Origin of the sequence: Nocardiopsis sp. NPDC050513, from assembly GCF_044457925.1 — a bacterium.
GTDB lineage: Bacteria > Actinomycetota > Actinomycetes > Streptosporangiales > Streptosporangiaceae > Nocardiopsis.
The window spans coordinates 184,122-203,483 of sequence record NZ_JBITHK010000005.1 but is presented as its reverse complement, the minus strand read 5'-3'; the positions used below and the strand labels follow the sequence as shown (position 1 = coordinate 203,483).

At 73.4% G+C, this 19,362-nt stretch carries 9 protein-coding genes; 7 read left to right on the top strand and 2 right to left on the bottom strand.

Translation table 11 applies throughout. The features are described 5' to 3' along the window. Positions 1 to 215: 215 nt before the first annotated feature. From ACIBFB_RS11180 to ACIBFB_RS11150, 7 genes are all read left to right on the top strand, one after another. Positions 216 to 4,013, top strand: a complete 3,798-nt coding sequence (locus ACIBFB_RS11180; RefSeq protein ID WP_397228787.1) for a phage resistance protein — start codon at positions 216 to 218, stop codon at positions 4,011 to 4,013. Beyond that, complete coding sequence (gene pglZ / locus ACIBFB_RS11175; RefSeq protein ID WP_397228785.1) at positions 4,010 to 6,946, top strand: BREX-2 system phosphatase PglZ; 2,937 nt, start codon at positions 4,010 to 4,012, stop codon at positions 6,944 to 6,946. Before ACIBFB_RS11180 ends, pglZ begins: the two co-directional genes overlap by 4 nt. Before the next feature lie 2 nt (positions 6,947 to 6,948). Next, positions 6,949 to 8,274 (top strand): BREX system ATP-binding protein BrxD, encoded by a 1,326-nt coding sequence (gene brxD / locus ACIBFB_RS11170; protein ID WP_397228783.1) that lies wholly within the window; start codon positions 6,949 to 6,951, stop codon positions 8,272 to 8,274. Continuing rightward, a complete protein-coding gene (locus tag ACIBFB_RS11165) occupies positions 8,271 to 10,433 on the top strand; it encodes a DEAD/DEAH box helicase (protein ID WP_397228781.1) in 2,163 nt (720 codons plus the stop codon). Before brxD ends, ACIBFB_RS11165 begins: the two co-directional genes overlap by 4 nt. 252 nt (positions 10,434 to 10,685) lie before the next feature. Then, on the top strand, positions 10,686 to 12,938 hold the full coding sequence (locus ACIBFB_RS11160; RefSeq protein ID WP_397228779.1) for an McrB family protein: 2,253 nt from the start codon (positions 10,686 to 10,688) through the stop codon (positions 12,936 to 12,938). Then, a complete protein-coding gene (locus tag ACIBFB_RS11155; protein ID WP_397228777.1) occupies positions 12,935 to 14,161 on the top strand; it encodes an McrC family protein in 1,227 nt (408 codons plus the stop codon). The genes ACIBFB_RS11160 and ACIBFB_RS11155 overlap by 4 nt, the downstream gene beginning before the upstream one ends. A gap of 149 nt (positions 14,162 to 14,310) precedes the next feature. Then, a complete protein-coding gene (locus ACIBFB_RS11150; RefSeq protein ID WP_397228775.1) occupies positions 14,311 to 15,816 on the top strand; it encodes a DUF4241 domain-containing protein in 1,506 nt (501 codons plus the stop codon). A 14-nt stretch (positions 15,817 to 15,830) separates the two neighbouring features. Here ACIBFB_RS11150 and ACIBFB_RS11145 read toward each other — a convergent pair whose 3' ends face one another. After that, positions 15,831 to 16,661, bottom strand: a complete 831-nt coding sequence (locus ACIBFB_RS11145) for a hypothetical protein (RefSeq protein WP_397228773.1) — start codon at positions 16,659 to 16,661, stop codon at positions 15,831 to 15,833. Between the two features lie 226 nt (positions 16,662 to 16,887). Beyond that, the gene (locus ACIBFB_RS11140; protein ID WP_397228771.1) at positions 16,888 to 19,236 is read right to left on the bottom strand and encodes a HelD family protein; all 2,349 of its coding nucleotides are present in this window, start codon (positions 19,234 to 19,236) and stop codon (positions 16,888 to 16,890) included. Positions 19,237 to 19,362 lie beyond the last annotated feature (126 nt).

Below are 19,362 nucleotides of genomic sequence, written 5' to 3'. Positions count from 1 at the left end.
GACCCGGGACCTTCGTCGGTGTGGAACCCCCACAGCCTGGGCATAGGCTGGAAACCCCTGATAGAACACATGGGAACCGCGTACCACGATCCTCCCGACGCCCCCACCGCACAGGGCGTCCCGGAGTCCGGCCCCGCGGCTTCCTTTCCCGGCATTCCCGCGCACCGCACCCTGATCCCCGGCCCGACCCGATGGCAGAAAGGCGCACTCTGGCGATGACGACCCCTCCCCCCGGTCCGGGCGGCACCGGCAACGGCCGCGTCATCAGCGACCTGATCGACATCCCCGAGGCCGTCCAGGACGGCGACCTGGTCGTCAAGCTCACCGAGAGCACCACCACCCGCCAGGCCCAGGCCATAGCCGAGTACGTGGTCACCCCCCAGCTCGCCGAGTGCTTCGACCAGGCGCTGGAGACCATCCGCTCCTCCGTCGCCGACGGCAAGTCCCAGGCCGCCTACCTGCACGGCTCCTTCGGCGCCGGTAAGAGCCACTTCCTCGCCGTGCTCTCCGCGATCCTCGACCACCACCCCGACGCGCGCGGCAAGCCCGGCCTGGCCGACATCCTCGCCAAGCACGACACCTGGCTCGCCGACAGGAAGTTCATCGAGGTCAAGGCCCACCTGGTCGAGGAGACCGTGTCCATCGAGGCCAACATCCTCGGCGGGTACGTGCGCCAGGTCCGCGCCGACCACCCGAACGCCCCCGTCCCGGCCGTCTACCGCGCCGACGGGCTGCTGGCGGACGCGCGCGAGCTGCGCGCCAACCTCGGGGACGACGCCTTCGTCGCCCAGCTCCCCGCCCGGGGCTCCACGTCCGACGACGGCCAGGGCAGCGGCGGCGCCGACGTGTGGGGCGCCTTCGGCGGCCCCGCCGCCTGGACCGCCGACACCCTCGACCAGGCGTTCGCCGTCCACCCCGAGAGCACCGACCCGGCCGAGCGCACCCTGCGCGAGGAACTGGTCAGCGCCCTGCTCGGCGGCCCGTTCAAGCGCTACGCCGCCAGCGTCGGCGACTCGGGGGACGCCTACCTCAGCATCGACGAGGGCCTGTCGGTCATCAGCCGCCACGCCAGGGAGCACCTGGGCTGTGACGCCGTCGTCCTGCTCCTGGACGAGCTGATCCTGCGTTTCACCGCCTTCATCGGCGACGAGGCGCGCATCAACGGCGAGATCCAGAAGATCGCCAAGCTCGTCGAGTCCTCCCACAGCCACCGGCCCGCCCCCATCATCAGCCTCGTGCCCCGCCAGCGCGACCTGCGCGACCTGGTCGGCCTCGGCGGCGGCACCGAGGGCATCTCCCAGACCATCAGCTACTGGGACGGCCGCTTCGGTCACATCAAGCTCGCCGACGCCAACCTCACCGAGGTGGTGCGCCACCGCCTCATCAGGCCGCGCGACGCCGCGGCGGCGGCCGAGATCGACGCCGCCTTCGAGCGGATGCGCAGCACCCGCGCCGAGGTGCGCGACACCCTCCTGGACAGCGACGGCGGCGCCGACACCAGCACCTGGGAGGACTTCCGCAACCTCTACCCGTTCAGCCCCGCCCTGCTGCACGTCATGGTGGACCTGTCCGGGGCGCTGCAACGCCAGCGCAGCGCGCTCAAGCTCCTCCTGCAACTGCTGGTCAACCACCGCACGACCCTGCCGGTCGGACAGATGGTGCCGCTCGGCGCGGTCTTCGACGTCCTCATCGAGGGGGAGTCCCGCCCCTTCAAGGACCAGCTCAGCGCCGAGTACGCCAAGATCAGCACCTTCTACCGCAACCGGGTGCGCCCCTGGCTGTTGGAGAAGCACCGGCTCACCGGGGCCGACACGGCCGGGCTGGACGTGCGCTCCCCGTTCCGCCGCGACGACCTGCTCGTCAAGACCCTGCTGCTGAGCGCGCTCACCCCCAACGTGCCCGCGCTGAAGGACCTGACCGCCGCGCGCGCCATCGCCCTCAACCAGGGCATCGTCAAGGCCCGCCGCACCGGCCAGGACGTCGCCGCCGTCACCCAGTTCTTCAAGGACATGGCCGCCCAGTTCGGCGAGGTGCGCGTCGGCGCCCAGTCCGCCAATCCCACCGTCTCGCTCAACCTGCTGCGCGTGGACACCGAGTCCCTCATGCGCAGCGCCTACCCGGCCGCCAACGACCCCGCCCTGCGCCACCTGTTCAAGCGCCTGCTCTGGGAGGAGCTGGGGCTGGACGAGGGCGCCGGACGCACCGCGGTCGTGTGGCGCGGCACCCAGCGCACGGTCGAGATCGCCTTCGGCAACGTGCGCTCGCCCGAGGACATGGACCGCGAGGACTTCCAGCCGCTGGTCGCCAACGCCGTGCGGGTCGTCGTCGACTACCCCTTCGACGAGGGCGACCACAACCCCACCGAGGACCGGCGACGGGTGCAGACGCTGCGCCAGGAGTTCACCGAACCGGTCGCCGGGCTGGTGTGGCTGCCCACCTTCCTGTCCCCGAACCGCATCGAGGACGCCCGCAGGATCCTCATGATGGAGTACCTCCTCCAGCCCGGCATCGTGGAGGAGAAGGCGCCCGACTGGAGCAGCGACGACCGCCGCGAGGCCCGCGCCCAGCTCGACAACCAGCGCAACCAGCTCACCAACCAGATCCGGTCCCTGCTGCGCGGCGCGTACGGCCTCGTCGAGGCCACCCCGAACAGCGGCGACTACGGCGCCCAGGCCGACCCGCACATCGAGCCGCTCCCGTCGTCGCTGTCCATCCCGCTGGAGGCGGGCAGCCAGTTCCCCGCGGCCCTGGAGCGCGTCACCTTCAAGCTGCTGGACCACCTGTACCCGGAGCACCCGGACCTGTCCAGCCCCACCGGCAGGGCCGCGGTGCGCCGCAGCGAGCTCAGCACCGTGCTCGCCGCCGTGGAGGCCGCCAAGGCCGACAGGCTCAACCGGTACGAGCCGCCCAAGACCGACCTGCCCGTGCTGCGGCGCATCGCCAACCCCCTGCACATCGCCACCGTCACCGAGGTGTTCGTGCTCCGCGACGACTGGGCGCGCAGGATCGACCGCTACGCCAGCATCGACCAGGCCACCACCACCGACGTCAACGTCGGCAAGCTCAAGGAGTGGATCCGCACCCGCGAGGACGGCCAGGGCCTGCCCGAGGACGTCGTCGACCTCATCGTGCAGGTCTACGCCGTCCAGAGCGACCGCGCCTGGATCCGGGGCGGCAAGCGCTACACCGGAGCGACCTTCGGCCAGATCGCCGGTGACATCGTGCTGCGCCGCCAGGAGCTGCCCTCCGAGGAGGACTTCGACCGGGCCAACGAACGCGCCGAGCGGATCTTCGGTCTCACCCGCCAGCCGCTGCGCAGCGCCCGCGCCGTCCAGCGACTGGCCGAGCAGCTCAAGGAGCAGGCCCGCCGCCTCCAGTCGGGCAGCGAACACCTGGTGGGGCAGCTCACCCGCCACGCTCAGGTGCTCGGACTGGACGACGACGCGCCCCGTCTGCGCACCGCCCGTGCGTGCGACGACCTCCTCGGCCGCCTGTGCGGACTGGCCGACGACACCGAACTCGTCAGCGCACTCGGACAGGCCGACCTGCCCGAGGAGGCCGGGGTGTACAAGATGGCCATGACCGGTGCCGGAAATCTGGCCAGCGCTCTGGACGCCGCACAGTGGGAGCTGCTGGAGGCCCTCGAACCCCTGGCCCGCGAAGGCGGCGAGCAGTCCGACCAGGCCGCCGGAATCCTCGACCGGCTCCAGGAGACCGCGCGCCACAACGAGAGCAGCAAGCGTCTGGCCACCGCGCTCAGCGCCGCCAACAGCGAGGCCGTCGCCCTGCTCGTGCGCAAGCCCTCCAAGGGCACCGAGGGCGAGGGGTCCGGCGGTGGGACCGGGACACGTGGGAACAACGGCACCGGCCCAGGGCCCCGGCCACAGGACGCCACCGCCTGGGCGCGCGTCGACTCCCACGACGACGTGGCCACCGTCGTCGCCAAGCTCCGCCGCGACCTCGGCATCCCCGAGGACAGGCCGATCCAGATCACCATCCGGGAGGCCGAGTGACCGCCGCCCGAGGCGCCGCCCACGCCCCCACCGCGCTCGGACGGGTGAACGCGGAGGCCGTCACCAGCGCCCTCCAGCGTGCCCTGGAGGCCGAACAGCGCCGGGTCGACAAGGGCCACCGGCCCTCCGCCGCCCGCGCCCTCGCCCTGTCCGCAGACCCCCGCTGGGAGGGCCCCGACACCCTCGCCGTCCGCCACGGCGACACGGACCTGACCGTGCGCGTCGCGGGCGCGGACAGCGTTCTGGCCATCGTGCGCGCACTCAGCCTGCTCGGTGAAGACGTCGACCACCTCGTCGTGCTCACCCCGATCGACCCCGCCGACTTCGGCGAGGCGCTGCTGGGCAGGTTCCTCGGTGAGGACGTCACCCGCCTGGGCGACTGGGAGCTGCTCGCCACCGACCTCAAGGTCACCGGGATCGACCCGCGTCTGTACTCGGGCCGGTGGAGCTGGCTCGCCCACACCCTGCGCGGCATCCGCGCCACCCGACAGCTGCGCCTGGGCACCGGCGTGCTCAAGCTCGAACAGGCCCTGTCCATCGCCGTCTCGGTGCGCTTCGGCCGCGAGCCCGGCGAGCAGGTCGACAGCGCCGCCCTCCTGGAGTGGACCCGCGACCCCCACGCCGTCGCCGCGTTCACCCGCCTGGGCGAGGACGAACGCGACGAGCTGCGCGCCGCCGCGGTCGAGGCCCTGGGCGCCGTCCCCCGGGTGCTGTTCACCCTCCTGGACCGCGGCCACGCCCTGGACGCCATCCCCGTCGGGCTGGCCCTGGGCGAGCTGGCCCGGGCGGCGCGCGACGACCGGCCCGGTGAGGAACAGCGACGCGGGGTCGCCAACAACGCCCTCATCCGGGCTCAGGAGCGCTACTTCGGACTGAGCCAGCCCGCCCCCCGGGACCTGGACGAGTTCGGCAAGGCGTGCGTCGCGGCGCTCCTGCGCCAGCTCGACCTGTCCGACCCCGCCCACGCCGACGGGACCGTCCGCCGCTCCGAGGAACTCCTCCACCAGCTGGACGCCGGCTCCGTCGCCGAGGCCAGCGGCCTGCTCGACGCCGGACTGCACAGCCGCATGGCCGACCTGGGCCGCGCCGTCGGGGTCGCCCTCGGCGACGGAGACGGGCCCGTCGGCGAGTCCCTGCCGCTCCCGCAGGACCTGCGCGAGGTGGAGGAGGCGCTGACCAGGCTGTCCGAACACCGCCGCCACGCCCCCGACAGCCGCTCCGGGCTGGTCGCCGTCAACGCGGTCCGACTCCTGCGCCGCCTGGCCGCCGGCACCGCCGCCCACCCCCTGGGGACGTCCGCGCCCACCACCACACGCGGCTGGGTCCACGCCCACGTGCGCGACACCGGGTGGGTGGACCGGGCCGCATCCCTCATCTGGCACCACCACACCGAGGTGCCCGTCCTCGACCAGGCCCTGGCCGCCCTCTACCACCGCGTCCGCGCGTGGCGGGCCCTCGTCGACGCCGAGTTCGCCGCCGTCGTCAACCGGTGGAACGGCGGACACTCGCCCACCGACGAACAGCCGCGCTCGGAGAACCTGCTCGCCCACTTCGCCCGTCCCCTCGCCACCGGGAACGCCCCCCTGGTCATCGTCCTGGACGGGATGAGCGCCGAGGTGGCGGTGCAGCTCGCCGAACACGTCAACGCGCGCGGTCGCCTCGTCGAGATCGGCCGCCAGGACGCGGAGGGCGCGCCGGCCCGGGCGGGCGCGCTGGCCACCGTCCCGTCCACGACCACCTGCTCCCGGGCCTCACTGCTCACGGGCACCCTCACCACCGGTAAGCAGGACACCGAACGCAAGGGGTTCCGCGACCTGTGGGCGAGTGCGGAGTTCGGCCGCCGCGACGCCGTGCTCTACCACCAGCGCGACCTGGAGGCCGGGGCCGGACAGCACCTGCCCACGCGGGTCCAGGCGCACCTGGAGGACACCGGCACCGTGGTCGGGGTCGTGCTCAACACCATCGACGACGCCCTGGCCAAGGGCCGGGAGGGCAACGACCCCACCTGGCGGCCGGAGCAGGTCGGCGCGCTCGCCTCCCTCCTCGACGCCGCCGCCCGGGTCGGGCGGCCCGTCCTGCTCACCTCCGACCACGGCCACGTGTGGGACCGCCGGGAGGCGCGCAAGACCCAGGCCGGGGAGTCCGCCCGGTACCGCACCGGGCAGCCCGGGGACGGCGAGGTCCTCGCCACCGGCGACCGGGTGCTCGTCGGTGACGGGAGCCTCGTGGTGCCCTACCGCGAGGACATCCGCTACACCGACCGCAAGGAGGGCTACCACGGCGGGTTCTCGGCCGCCGAGATGGTCATCCCCGTGTTGGCGTTCATCCCCGTGCTCGACCGGGCGCCCCAGGGGTGGTCCCTGCTCTCGTCCGCCGAGTTCGAACCCGCGTGGTGGTCCCAGCCGCTGGAGGGCACCGCCGCTCCCGCAGCCGAGCCCGGCGCGGAGTCCGCCGCCGTGCGCAAGGGACGGACCGCGGCGGGGACGTCCGCGCCCGACCGGGGCGCCGCGGGCGGGCGGCAGAGGGACACGGGCGCCGCACGACCGCGCCCGAAGAGCGTCCCGGACCAGACCCCCGCGCTCTTCGGGAACGAGGACCTGACCCCTGACAGCCTCGGCGCCAGGGTGACCGCGACGGCCGTGTTCGAGGCCAGCCTGGCGCGCGTGGCGAAGGCGCCGTCCGCGCGGGAGATCGGCGCGGTCATCGACGCCCTCGTCGCCGCGGGCGGCACACACCCGCGCCTGCCGGTCGGCGCCGCCGCCCGCGCCGCAGGCAAGTCCGAGGCCCCGCACCGGGCCGTGCGCTTCCTCAAGATGGTGAGCAAGGTCCTCAACGTCGAGTCCTACCCGGTCCTGACACTGACCGACGGCGACCGCGGCGCGGAACTCAACACGTCCCTGCTCCACCAGCAGTTCCTCAGCGAAGGGAGCTGATCGTGACCACCGTCAGCGCCGCCCGCCGCGACGACGTCGTCGGGGCCCTGCGCCGCGGCACCGTCCCGCACAGCGGCCTCGACCTGTTCGCCGTGGGCCTGGACCGCTTCACCCACGCCCTGGACCGGGAACTGGGCTCGGTCAGCGGCGGGGGCGCCGAGTTCAAGGCGGTCCGGGGCGAGTACGGGTCCGGCAAGACCTTCTTCGTCCGCTGGCTGGGGGAGCGGGCCAAACGCGCCAACTTCGCCGTCACCGAGATCCAGATCTCCGAGACCGAGACCCCGCTGCACCGGCTGGAGACCGTCTACCGGCGGCTGACCGAGCGCCTCACCACCGCCACCCAGCCGCCCAGCGCCCTGCGCGAGATCGTGGACAACTGGGTCTACGCCCTGGAGGAGGACGTCCTGGCCACCGGCGAGGTGGCCGAGGACGACGAGGAGGCGCTCGACGCGGCCGTCCTGGAGCTGCTGGAGCGGCGGCTGTCCGAGGTCGCCGCCGCCAACCCCGGGTTCGCCGCCGCCCTGCGCGGCTACCACCGGGCCCAGTCCGAGGGCGAACCCGCCATCGCCGAGGCGCTCATCGCCTGGCTCGGCGGGCAGCCCAACGTCGCGTCCGCCGCCAAACGCTACGCCGGGATCAAGGGCGACCTCGACCACTTCGGGGCCTTGGCCGCGCTCAAGGGGCTGCTCGTGCTGCTGCGCGACTGCGGCCACCCCGGGCTCCTCGTGGTCCTGGACGAGCTGGAGACCCTCCAGCGCGCCCGCACCGACACCCGGGAGAAGGGGCTCAACGCGCTGCGCCAGCTCCTGGACGAGATCGCTGACCGGCAGTTCCCCGGCCTGTACCTCGTCATCACCGGCACCCCCGCCTTCTTCGACGGCCCCCAGGGGGTCCAGCGCCTGGCGCCCCTGGCCCAGCGCCTGCACACCGACTTCCTGCCCGACCCGTCCCACGACAACCTCTACGCCAGCCAGGTCCGCCTCACCGGCTTCGACCTGGCCAAGCTGCACGAGCTGGGCGCGGCCGTCCGGGAACTCTACGCCGACGGCGCCGACGCCCCCCAGCGGGTGCGAGAGAAGGTCGACGACGGCTACCTGCTCGCCTTCGCCGAAGCCGTCGCCGGGGAGCTGGGCGGCCGGGTCGGCATCGCGCCCCGACTGTTCCTGCGCAAACTCGTGGACGTGATGGACCGGGTCGACCAGAACCCCGACTTCGACCCCCGCGCGCACTACCGCCTGACCGTCGGCGGGCACGAACTCACCGAGGTCGAACGCGGGTCCCACGTGCAGCGCGCAGCCAGCGCCGACGAGGTGGAACTGGACCTGTGAGCGACGCCCCCGAGGACCCCGGCGGGCCGGGGCCGAGCAGCCTCGACCTGCTCCACCCCACCCTGGCCCACCACGTCGTCAACACCCTCGGCTGGCCCGGGCTGCGTCCGCTGCAACGCGAGGCCCTGGCCCCGCTGATCGACGGCGACGACGCCGTCCTGCTCGCGCCCACCGCCGGAGGCAAGACCGAGGCGGCCCTGTTCCCCCTGCTCACGGCCATGGCCGGACGGTCGGGGGACGGGCTGTCGCTGCTGTACGTGTGCCCCATCAAGGCGCTGCTCAACAACCTGCTGCCCCGGGTCCAGGCCTACGCCGGGTGGATGGGGCGCACCGCCGAGCTCTGGCACGGGGACGTCACCTCGGCCGGACGCCAGCGCATCCTCCGGGGGCGTCCCGACATCCTGCTCACCACGCCGGAGTCCCTCGAGTCCATGCTGGTGAGCGTCAAGGTCGACCACCGGGCGTTCTTCGCGAACCTGCACGCCATCGTCGTGGACGAGGTGCACGCCTTCGCCGGTGACGACCGCGGATGGCACCTGCTGGCCGTCCTGGAGCGGCTCGGCCGGGTGGCCGGGCGTCCCATTCAGCGGGTGGGACTGTCCGCCACGGTCGGCAACCCCGACGACCTGCTCACCTGGCTCCAGGGTTCGGCGGCGGGGGAGAGACCGGGAAGGGTGGTCGCGCCCGGGGTGAACCCGCACAGGCCGGGCCACGTGCCCGACGAGCCGCCGCCCGGGGACGTCGAACTCGACTACGTCGGCTCCCTGACCAACGCCGCCAAGGTCGTCGCCTCCCTCCACCGGGGGGAGAAGCGCCTGGTGTTCTGCGACTCGCGCCAGTACGTGGAGGAACTCGGCCACGCCCTGAGGCGGTTGGGTGTGACCGCCTTCCTGTCCCACGCCTCCCTGTCCCTGGACGAGCGCCGCCGCGCCGAACAGGCCTTCGGCGAGGCCCGGGACTGCGTCATCGTCGCCACCAGCACCCTGGAACTGGGGATCGACGTCGGCGACCTGGACCGGGTCGTCCAGATCAACGCCCCCGGCGCCGTCGCCTCCTTCCTCCAGCGCATCGGCCGCACCGGGCGGCGTCGGGGCAGCATCCGCAACTGCCTGTTCCTGGCGGTCGACAAGGCCGGACTCCTGGACGCCGCCGGTCTCCTGCACCTGTGGGGACGGCACTGGGTGGAGCCCGTCGTCCCGCCCCCCGAACCACGGCACATCGTCGCCCAGCAGCTCCTGGCCCTGTGCCTGCAGGAGCCCGAGGTGGGCGCGCGGCTCTGGCCGGAGTGGTGGGGCGGCCTCGAACCCTTCCACCAGGGCGAGCCGATCGCCGCCCACCTGATCCGTGAGGGGTTCATCGACCTGGACGGCGGGCTGATGATGATCGGCCCCGAGGCCGAGAAGCGTTTCGGCCGCCGCCACTTCATGGGGCTGACCAGTGTCTTCACCGCACCGCCGCAGTTCACCGCGCTGAACGGGCGCACCGAGATCGGTCGGGTGGACCCCGCCCTGCTGGCGTCCGACGAGGAGCGGACCGGACCGCGTCGGCTGTTGTTGGCCGGGCGCACCTGGGTCGTCACATGGGTGGACTGGCGCAGGCAGCGGTGCTTCGTCGAACCCGTCGAGGGCGGCGGAGGCAAGGCCAGGTGGGACTCGGGCGGGCACCTGGGCTCCTTCTTCCACCTCACCCGCGCCGTGCGCGAGGTGCTCCTGGGAACCGATCCGCGGGTACTGCTCACCCGCAGGGCGGCCAACGCCCTGGCCGAGGCGCGTGAGGAACACATCGACCTCGTGCACCCCGGGGGATCGGTGATCGTGCGGTCCGAAGGGGGCGACCTGCGCTGGTGGACCTGGGCCGGCGCCCGGGCCAACCTCACCCTGATCGCCAGCCTCGGGAGCGCCTCCGACCCCAAGCAGCAGCCCAACGACGCCTGCCTGCGGCTCAACCCCGACCTGGACCCGCGCACCTGGGCGGCGGCCAAACAGGCCGCTCGGGAGAGCGTCACCCTGCCCACGGTGGCCGCGCGCGCCCTGGACGGGCTCAAGTTCAGCGACGCCCTGCCCGGGCACCTGGCCGAACGCACGCTGTCCGCCCGCCTCGCCGACGTGGACGGGGCCAGAACGCTGTTGGACGAACCCGCGCGGTTCGTCCGCCGGTGAGCGGCGGGAAGGGCGTGCGTCCGGGGTGACTCCATCCCCGCCTCACGGGCGCACGGACCCCGTCGCCGGTCCGGTTCGTGGAGGGGCGGGGAGCGCCGGGGGACTCCGGACGTCCTGGACGTGGTCGTTGCGCAGTCAGCCAGACCAGCCGTCGGCGCATTCCGGCCATTCTTCGCGTTCCACCCCGTGCCTCGGGCGAAATGTGGCATTGTGACCCACTGGCACCTCGGTATCGGACGACGATGAGGACGGGTGATCGTGGCAGCGGACGGCGACATCGACACCGGCCCCCGAACCCCTCGGGCGCGCTGCGAGGAGGCGGCGAAACGGATCATCCACGGGGCCGCGCTGACCGGGCGGTCGGCCTTCGCGCCGGAGCTGGAGTCCTGGACGCCGCGGGCGGTGGAGGAACTGGTCACCGGGTTCGTCGAACGCCCCGACGACTCGGGCGACGACTTCATGACCAAGCTCCGCAGGCAGTTGCGGGACGCCTCCGACGAGGCGGTGGTCCTGGCGGCGGAGCTGCTGTACCTGAACATGCTGCCGCTGTCCGGGGCGACGATCGGCGTCGCGCGCAAGCGGCAGATCCTGGGCGAGGTGCTCTCGTGGGCGCGGCGCGACGTGCGACTCCCCGAGGACTACGACGCGGCGCTCCCTGGCTTCATGAAGGGCGGCAGCGCGTTCCTCACCCTGAGGTGGGCCCAGTTCTCCTTCCTCATCCGCCTGGCCCGCGACCTGGCCGGGCGCGCACCGAGTGAACGCGAACGGCTGCTGTCCGACCCGTGGGCCTTCCGTCGTGCCGCCCAGGCGGTGCTGCCCGACGAGAAGGGCGGTCAGCGGGCACGCGCCCAGTACCACCTCCTGCTCTGGTTGGCCTTCCCCGACACCTTCGAGGCCATCGCCAGCGTGGAGCACAAGGAGCGCATCCGAGCGGCCTTCGCCGACCGGGTCGACGACGACGGCGGGGACCTCGACCGCGACCTGAGCGCGATCCGGGCGTCCCTGCAGGCGGAGTCGGACACGCACGTGTGGTTCTACGACGAGCCCTGGGCCGAGGTCTGGCGGTCCTCCGACGAGGCGCCCACGCAGCGGGGGTGGCTGGTTCGGGGTGCCAACGTCGGAGGCGTGGACCTGGTCCCGCAGTGGTTGGAGAAGGGCTTCTGCTCTCTGTCGTTCCACGAGGCCGACGAGATCCCGCCGGGAACCGCGGCGGCGCGGATGGACGAGATCCTCACCGCCGCCTATCCCGACGCCACCCGGGCCTCGCTGGTGCAGATCCGGTCCCAGCTCGACCAGTTCCTCAACCGCATGTCCGTGGGCGACCTCGTCGTCACCCTGGACCCCGACGGCGGGGTCCACGTCGGGACCGTGGCGTCCGCCGCCTACGACGACCCCTCCGAGGGACGTGACCGCGCCCGCAGGAGGCGCGTGCAGTGGGCGACGCCGACCCAGCACAGGGAGCACCTGTCGGAGAAGGCCCAGGGGGCGCTGCGGAGCCTGCGGACGGTCAACGAGATCACCCCGGTGGTCTCCGAGTTCGCCGAGATCGCGGGTCTGGGGGACCGGGTCTCGGAGGAGGTGCTCGCCGTGGACGTCACGGGCGAGATCCAGATCCCCCCGGTCACGGAGGACTTCGCGCGCCGGCTCCACATGCCCGGGGAATGGCTGCGGGAGACCGTCGAACTGCTCCAACGCAAGCGACAGATCATCCTCTACGGCCCGCCGGGGACCGGCAAGACGTACCTGGCGCGCAGGATCGCCGACCACGTGGCGGGCCCGGGCCGCACGGCGCTGGTGCAGTTCCACCCCTCCTACTCCTACGAGGACTTCGTCGCGGGCTTCCGGCCCAGGCAGAACAAGGACGGAACGATGGGGTTCGACCTCGTTCCGGGGCCGCTCACGCGCGTCGCCGAGGCGGCCAGGAAGGCGCCGTCCCAGCCCCATGTACTGGTCGTCGACGAGATCAACCGGGCCAACCTGCCCAAGGTGTTCGGGGAGCTCTACTTCCTGTTGGAGTACCGCGAGGAGCAGATCACGCTCCAATACGCCAGGGAGGACGACACGGGCTTCTCGTTGCCCGAGAACCTCTTCGTCATCGGCACCATGAACACCGTCGACCGCTCGGTCGCACTCGTGGACGCCGCCATGCGACGGCGCTTCGCCTTCCAGCGGCTGACGCCGGACCTGCCGCCGGTCGACGGCCTGCTGGGCTCCTGGCTCAGGAGCCGCGGTCTGCCGGAGGAGGCCGACCGGCTCCTGCGCGAACTCAACCGCAGGATCGGTGACCCCGACCGGTCCGTCGGACCCTCCTACCTGATGGTGGAGGGCATCGGCGGCGACGGCGTGCTCGACCGCGTCTGGCGAACCGAGATCCTGCCGCTGCTGGAGGACCAGGGACACGGCAGCGCTCGGGAGGTGGAGGCGGAGTTCGGCCTGGCCGCACTCCGCACGGGCATCGCGGCCTCCAACGGCCAGTGGCCTGGTGAGCGGGACGGCGGGCGGTGAGGCGGGAGCCGGTCGCCCAGCGGATCGTCCTCGACGAGACCGGTCCCGGGGCGGAGGTGCCGCTGTCGAGCACGCGGTTGGCGACCCTGCTCTCCCACCCGGGACTGGTCGAACTGGGACCGGGCACGGCTCCGGGCGCCTGGCGCGTGCGCGCGCGGCGCAGAGTCGCCTCGGTCCGTCTGGGCTCCGGTGAGGGAGCCGTGGATCTGCGGATCCGGCCCAAAGTCGGCGTCGAACGTCTGATGTACCTCCTCGGTTTCGCCGGATCGGGTGTCGACTGGCATGAGGATCCGCTGCCGGTCGGGACGTCCGACGAACTCGTGCCGGCGTTCGCCGCCGTCCTGGCGAAGACGGCCTCGGGGACCCTGCGCCAGGGCATACTGCGGGGGTATGTCGAGGTGGACGAGGACCTCGCCGTCGTGCGCGGCCGACTGCGCGCCGGAGACCAGATGCGCCGCCGGTTCGGGGCGCCGCTGCCCCTGGCCGTCACCCACGACGACTTCTCCGCCGACGTGGCCGAGAACCGGATCCTGCTCGCCGCGCTTCTCCTGCTCGCGCGGGCGCCGGACGTGCGCAGGGAGGACGCACGGGCCCTGCGCCGCCTCGCGGCGGGGCTGGACGGAGTGGCGCGGCTCGCCCCCGGCTCGGACCTGCCCCGGTGGCGCCCCAGCCGCCTCAACCGGCACTACGTTCGCGTGCTGAAGCTGGCGGAGACGGTCTTGGCGGGGTCCGTACCGGAACCCGGGGCACCGGGAGCGGGGATCGACCTGGACGGGATCGTGGTCAACATGGAACGGGTGTACGAGGACTTCCTCGCCGGAGCCCTGCGCGGAGTCCTCCGGCGCCGCGCCTTGGCGTGCTCCACCCGGGACTCGCACCACCGCCTCGACACGGCCGGTCGGGTACGGCTCGAACCGGACATCGTCGTCCACGCGTCGGGCGGGCCGCACAGTGTGGTCGACGCCAAGTACAAGGCCCTCGGGTCAGGGGGGCCTCCCAACGCGGACCTGTACCAGGTCGTGTCCTACTGCACCGCGCTGGGCCTGGCCCACGGGCACCTGGTCTACGCGGGGGGTACGGCCGCACGCGAGTCCTACCGCGTGGTCGGCGCTCCCATCACGGTCCACGTCCACGTCCTGGACACCGCTGGCACGGTCGCCGAACTGCGCACACGCGTCGAGCGCGTCGCGGACGCGGTGACCCGGAACGGCGCGGTGCCCTGACCCCGGACTCCGCGCACTCCCGTGCCGGAGGGTGTCGCTCCAGGTTCGGCTGGGTCCGCTCAGGCGCGAACGGGCCCGCCCCGCCCGCGCGCGTGTCGGCGGAGGCCGGTAGGTTCCCCGGGACGCCCCCACCGAACACGGAGACCCGCATGCCCTCGCCCCGCACCCACGAGTCCGTCTACTGCGAGGGGTGGGACCCCGCGACCGCGCGCCCCGTCGGGATCCTGGGCGCGGAGACCGCCCGGGCCCGCGACGCCGCCGGTGACCAGTACGCGGTGCTTGTCCGCGAGGCCGGGGGCGATCCGCTGGTCCTGCTGGAGATCGCCTGGTCGCACGGGCACTGCGGGGTCTGGCTGTTCGACGCCGACGGCGAGCGGCGGACCCACCACCGCTACGCGCGCCGGGAGGACGGCGAACTCGCGCTGACCCGCAGCCGACAGTGGCCGGACCCGTCCGCGGAGGCCGTCGGCGCGGACCCCGGCCTCGTCATGACCACCGTGGTGGTGATGAACGAGGAGTGGGCCGCCCACCACCACGACTACCTCGGCGGAGGGCGCACGACCGTCAACCGGCGGCCGGACGAGGACCTCGTGGCCGTCCTGACCCGACCGGCGCCGGGGTTCGGCCGCTGGGAGGGCCTGCTGGCACTGCACCCCCGGGTGGGCGACACGGCCGTCCGGCTGGGCGACGCCGGTGCCGAGCCCGACCCCGCGCCGGCGCCCGCGCCCTGGCGTCCGCCGGGGCCGCTCGCGCCGGTCGGCGTCGACGGACTCTTCCAGCCCGGGGGACACCACCGCGACGCGCAGTGGCGGGCCCCGGGCACGATCGAGGTGCACGACATCGGGACGGTGGCCCTGCCCACCGGGCGGGTCCTCGTCTGCGACCCCTCCGGACTGGGCTCGGTCACGGAGGAGCGGGCGCTGTCGGTCCCCCTGCCGCCGGGGGAGCATCCCGCGCGCCTCTCGGTGCTCCGTTCGGTCGGCCCCGAGAGGGAGTTCGCCCTGGTGGCGGGGGTGCGGATCGACGTCGCCGAGCTGGTGGGAACCCCGGTCGCCTCCTGGGAGATGGCCCTGCGGCCGGGCGAGGACTTCCAGGTCCTCGGCGAGGGCCAGTTCTTCGGCGTGCTGGTGGACGGCGGTAGCGGTGTGGTCAGCGTCTGCGACACGGCGTGCCTGCCCCGCCTCCAGGAGCTGTTCGGGTCCGCCGACCACGACCACAACCTCCTCATCGGCTACACGGAGGCGGAGCGGGCGCGCTTCGCGGAGCAGGACCGGAGCCTGCGGGAATCGGCCCGGGCGTTCCTGGACGCTCCGGGACGGAGTACGGCGCAGGCCTTCGCCGGAGCGCTCGGCGACTCCATGGCGGGGGAGCCGTACACCCGGCGGGGCGTGCGGGTGCTGCTGCGTCTGGCGCACGCGGTCGTCCACACCGAGGACCCCGGGCTTCCCGCCCCGGCGGACTCCGCGGTAGGGGCCACCGACACCAGCCCGTGGTCCAGGTCCCTGCGCGAACCGGTGAGCGGCGCGAACCTGGTGACCTTCCCCGCCGGGTACGGCGGCGACCCCTGCCCGGTGTGGTTGGGGCGATCCGCCGACGGCCGCGTCGCCGCCCTGGCCGTCGACACCCGCGTCGTCGACCGGCCGGGCGAGGCGTAGCTTTCGCCCAGGGGCTACGGAAGCGGGGTTCCGGGCGCGTACGCGTCCCACACGTGCCGGTAGGCGTCCGCGTAGTCCGGGTGGTTGTCCAGCCGGAAGCTCCCGCCCGTGTCGGCGTGGAAGTAGCACAGCCACGCCAGCCCGTGCTCGGCGTGCGCGCCGACCTCCGTGAACGACCGCATCCACGCGGCCTTGCGCTCCGGGGAGACCTCCCGGCGGGCGTGGTCCACCCCGAACTCGCCGACGCCGAAGGCCAGACCCTCCGCGTTCGCGTAGTCCAGCGCGGCCCGCACGTGTTCGACGGCCGACTCCTCCGGCGTGCCCTCCAGGTCGACGTAGGTGTCCACGGCCAGGAAGTCGGCCAGGTCCGGGATCGCGTACCCCAGCTCGTTCCGGGTGCGGATCCCCCAGTTCACCAGGCACGGGCCGATCCCGGCGAACCCCCCGACCTCCGTGTACGCCCGGTGCGCCGTCCGGTAGAGCGCGCGGTACTCTCCGGCCGACATGTCGTCCTGGGGTTCGTGGAAGGGGATCACCCACACGTTCGACCGGTCCGGGACGGACGCGAACAGTCGGACCAGCGCGCCGACGGTGGTCCACGGGCCCGGTTTGAACGACCACACCTGGGTCCGGACGCCGTTGTCGTGGCGCAGGTGCGACTCGTCGAACGAGCGGGGCACGTTCGGATCGAAGACGCGCCGCACCCGCAGGGGACGTTCCGTCATCTCCTCGGCCCGGTGGATGAGGTACGGCCAGGACGTGGCGGGGTAGCGCCACCCGACCGTCAGGCCGATCGGGGTCCCGGCGGCCGGCGGTCCGTCCGCAGGGGTGTCGGGTTCGCTCATGGCATTTCCCCCTGGGGGTGTTCTGGGGAACGGCCTGGAGGTGGCCCCTCATCCAGGATACGAATGGCTCGCCCGCCGGGCCATGGGCGGAGGACGGTCATTTCCGTTTCCATTTCTGGATGAATTCCGCATAACCGCGTATTCTTCCTGGCGGATCATGCGCTCCCGACGGTCCGGGTCGCCACGGCGCGCGACGGCGACCCGGCCGGAACCGTGATCCCTCCCGTCACTCCAGCCGCTTGAGCACCCGCGGCAGCCCACCCGTGTGGGCGACCGTCAACCGCTTGGTGGCGCGGGTGAGCGCCACGTACAGGTCGTTGGCCCCGCACGGCTGCTCCAGCAGGCCGTCCGGTTCCACGACCACCACCGCGTCGAACTCCAGCCCCTTGGCCTCCCGCGCGGTCAGGACCACCACCGGGCGGTCGTCGCCGCGCCCGGCGCGCCCCGCCTCCGGCAGGGCCGACGCCGCGGCCGCCACGTCCCGGTCGCCCGTGATGACCGCGACCCGGCCCTCTCCGATCGCCTCGACCTCCTCCGCCACCAGCGCGGGCAGCTCCGCCGACCACGCCCCCGCGATCCGCACCGCGCGCGGCGGGTCGCCCTCCTCGCGCACCGACTCCGGCGGCTCCTCGTCCGGCGCCGCCTCCCGCAGCACGTCCGCCGCCACCGCCATGATCGGCGCCGGGGTCCGGTAGTTCACGCGCAACCGCTCCACCCGCACCTTCTCCCGCGCGTAGGGCTCCAGAGCGGCGACCCACGACCGGGTCCCCATCGTGGTGCCGGTCTGCGCGACGTCCCCCACCACGGTCAACGACCGCGTCGGCACCCGGCGCATCACCGCGCGCCAGGCCATGGGGGACAGCTCCTGCGCCTCGTCCACGATCACGTGCCCGTAGGTCCACTCCCGGTCCGCCCCCGCGCGGTCGGCGGTGGTCAGGCCGGGACCGGAGTCGCGGTGCCGCTCCGCCAGCACGGACTCCTCCAGGAGTTTGGACCCGTCCCAGACCCTGACCTCGGACAGCCCGGTGGCCTCCAGCACGCCCTGGGCGTAGCGCTCCTCCTCCGCCCGCTCGGCCGCCTCGCGCCGCGCCCGCGCCCGGTCGGCACTGTCGTCGCGGCCCAGGACGTCGGCGGCCTCGTCCAGGAGCGGCACGTCCTCCACGGTCCAGGCCGATCCCGGGGCGCGGACCAGGGCGGCGCACTCGTCGGGGTCCAGCCCCGCCCGCCCGCCCACGCGGCCCAGCGCCTCGGGGTCCGCGAACAGCTCCTCCAGCAGCCGCCGCGGCGTCAGCGGCGGCCACAGCGCGTCGATCGCCCCGCGCACCGCGTCCTCGTGCCAGAGCCGTTCGCCGTGGAAGGGCAGGTCGTCCTCGTCGGCGGGCCGTGACAGCAGCGTCGCCTCGGCCCGCGCCAGCTCGGTGAGCAGCGACCGCACCACGTACGTCCGGGCCACGTTGTGCGCGCGCCGCATGCCCCGCGCGGCGGACAGGACGCGCTCGCACTCGGGGCCGGAAACGACGAGCGGGCCCGCCTCGGTCTCCACCCGCAGACCGGGCGACCCGAACGCCTCCGCCGGCGTGCGCTGGCGGTCGCGTACGGCGCCGCGCACCAGGTCGACCATCCGCTCGGAGCCCTTGACGCGCGCGGTCGCGTGCGCGTCGTGCCCGTGCGCCTCGACGCCGGGGACCAGCGTGCCGAGCGTGCGCATCACCACGTCCGTCTCTCCGAGCGAGGGCAGGACGTCGCCGATGTAGCGCAGGAACGCCGGGTTGGGCCCGACCACCAGCACGCCCCGCCGCTCCAGCACGCGCCGGTGCGTGTAGAGCAGGTAGGCGGCCCGGTGCAGGGCCGCGACGGTCTTGCCGGTGCCGGGCCCGCCCTGGACGACGACGACCCCGGACAGGCCCGCACGGATCACCCGGTCCTGTTCGGACTGGATGGTCGCCACGATGTCGCCCATCCGCCCGGTCCGGCCACGACGCAGCGAGGCGAGCAGCGCCGCCTCGCCGACCAGCTGGCGGCGGTCGGTCTCGGTGAGGCCGTCGGGGTCGAAGACCTCGTCGTCGACGCCCACCACCCGGCGGCGCCGGACCCGCAGGTGGCGGCGGCGGGTGAGGCCGGACGGGTCACCGGGCGTGGCGGCGTAGAAGGGGCGGGCGGCGGGGGCCCGCCAGTCGACGAGGATGGTCTCGTAGTCGGCGTCGCGCAGCCCGATCCGGCCGACGTAGCGCGTCTCGGTCCCGCCGTCGCCGGTGTCCGCGGCGCCCTCGGCCGCCAGGTCGATCCGGCCGAAGCACAGCCCCTCCTCGACCGACCCCAACTGCGTCCGGCGCCTGGCCTGTGCGAACGACCGGTCCTCGCGCTCGACGAGCGCCGCGTAGCCGGACCGTTCCTGGAGGTGGGCGGCGGAGAGCTGGCCGTCGGTGTAGTCCCGCAGGGCGTCCAGACGCGCGTACATGGCGCTGACCCGCGTCTGCTCCTCGGCCAGTGCGGCGCGCTCGGGGGAGGGGCGGGGGGCGGTCTCCGATGGGGTGTCGGTGGTGTCCGGCGCGGCGTCCACTTGACGGAGCTCCATCTACTTGCTATCCTTTAGTTAAATGGTTTTTTGTGTGCTTTATGAGGAAATGGCGAATTCCCCATCGTAGCACGCATTCCTTCGCGCGGCGTGTCTCCTGACCCCGTCATCCCCGCATCAGCGGTT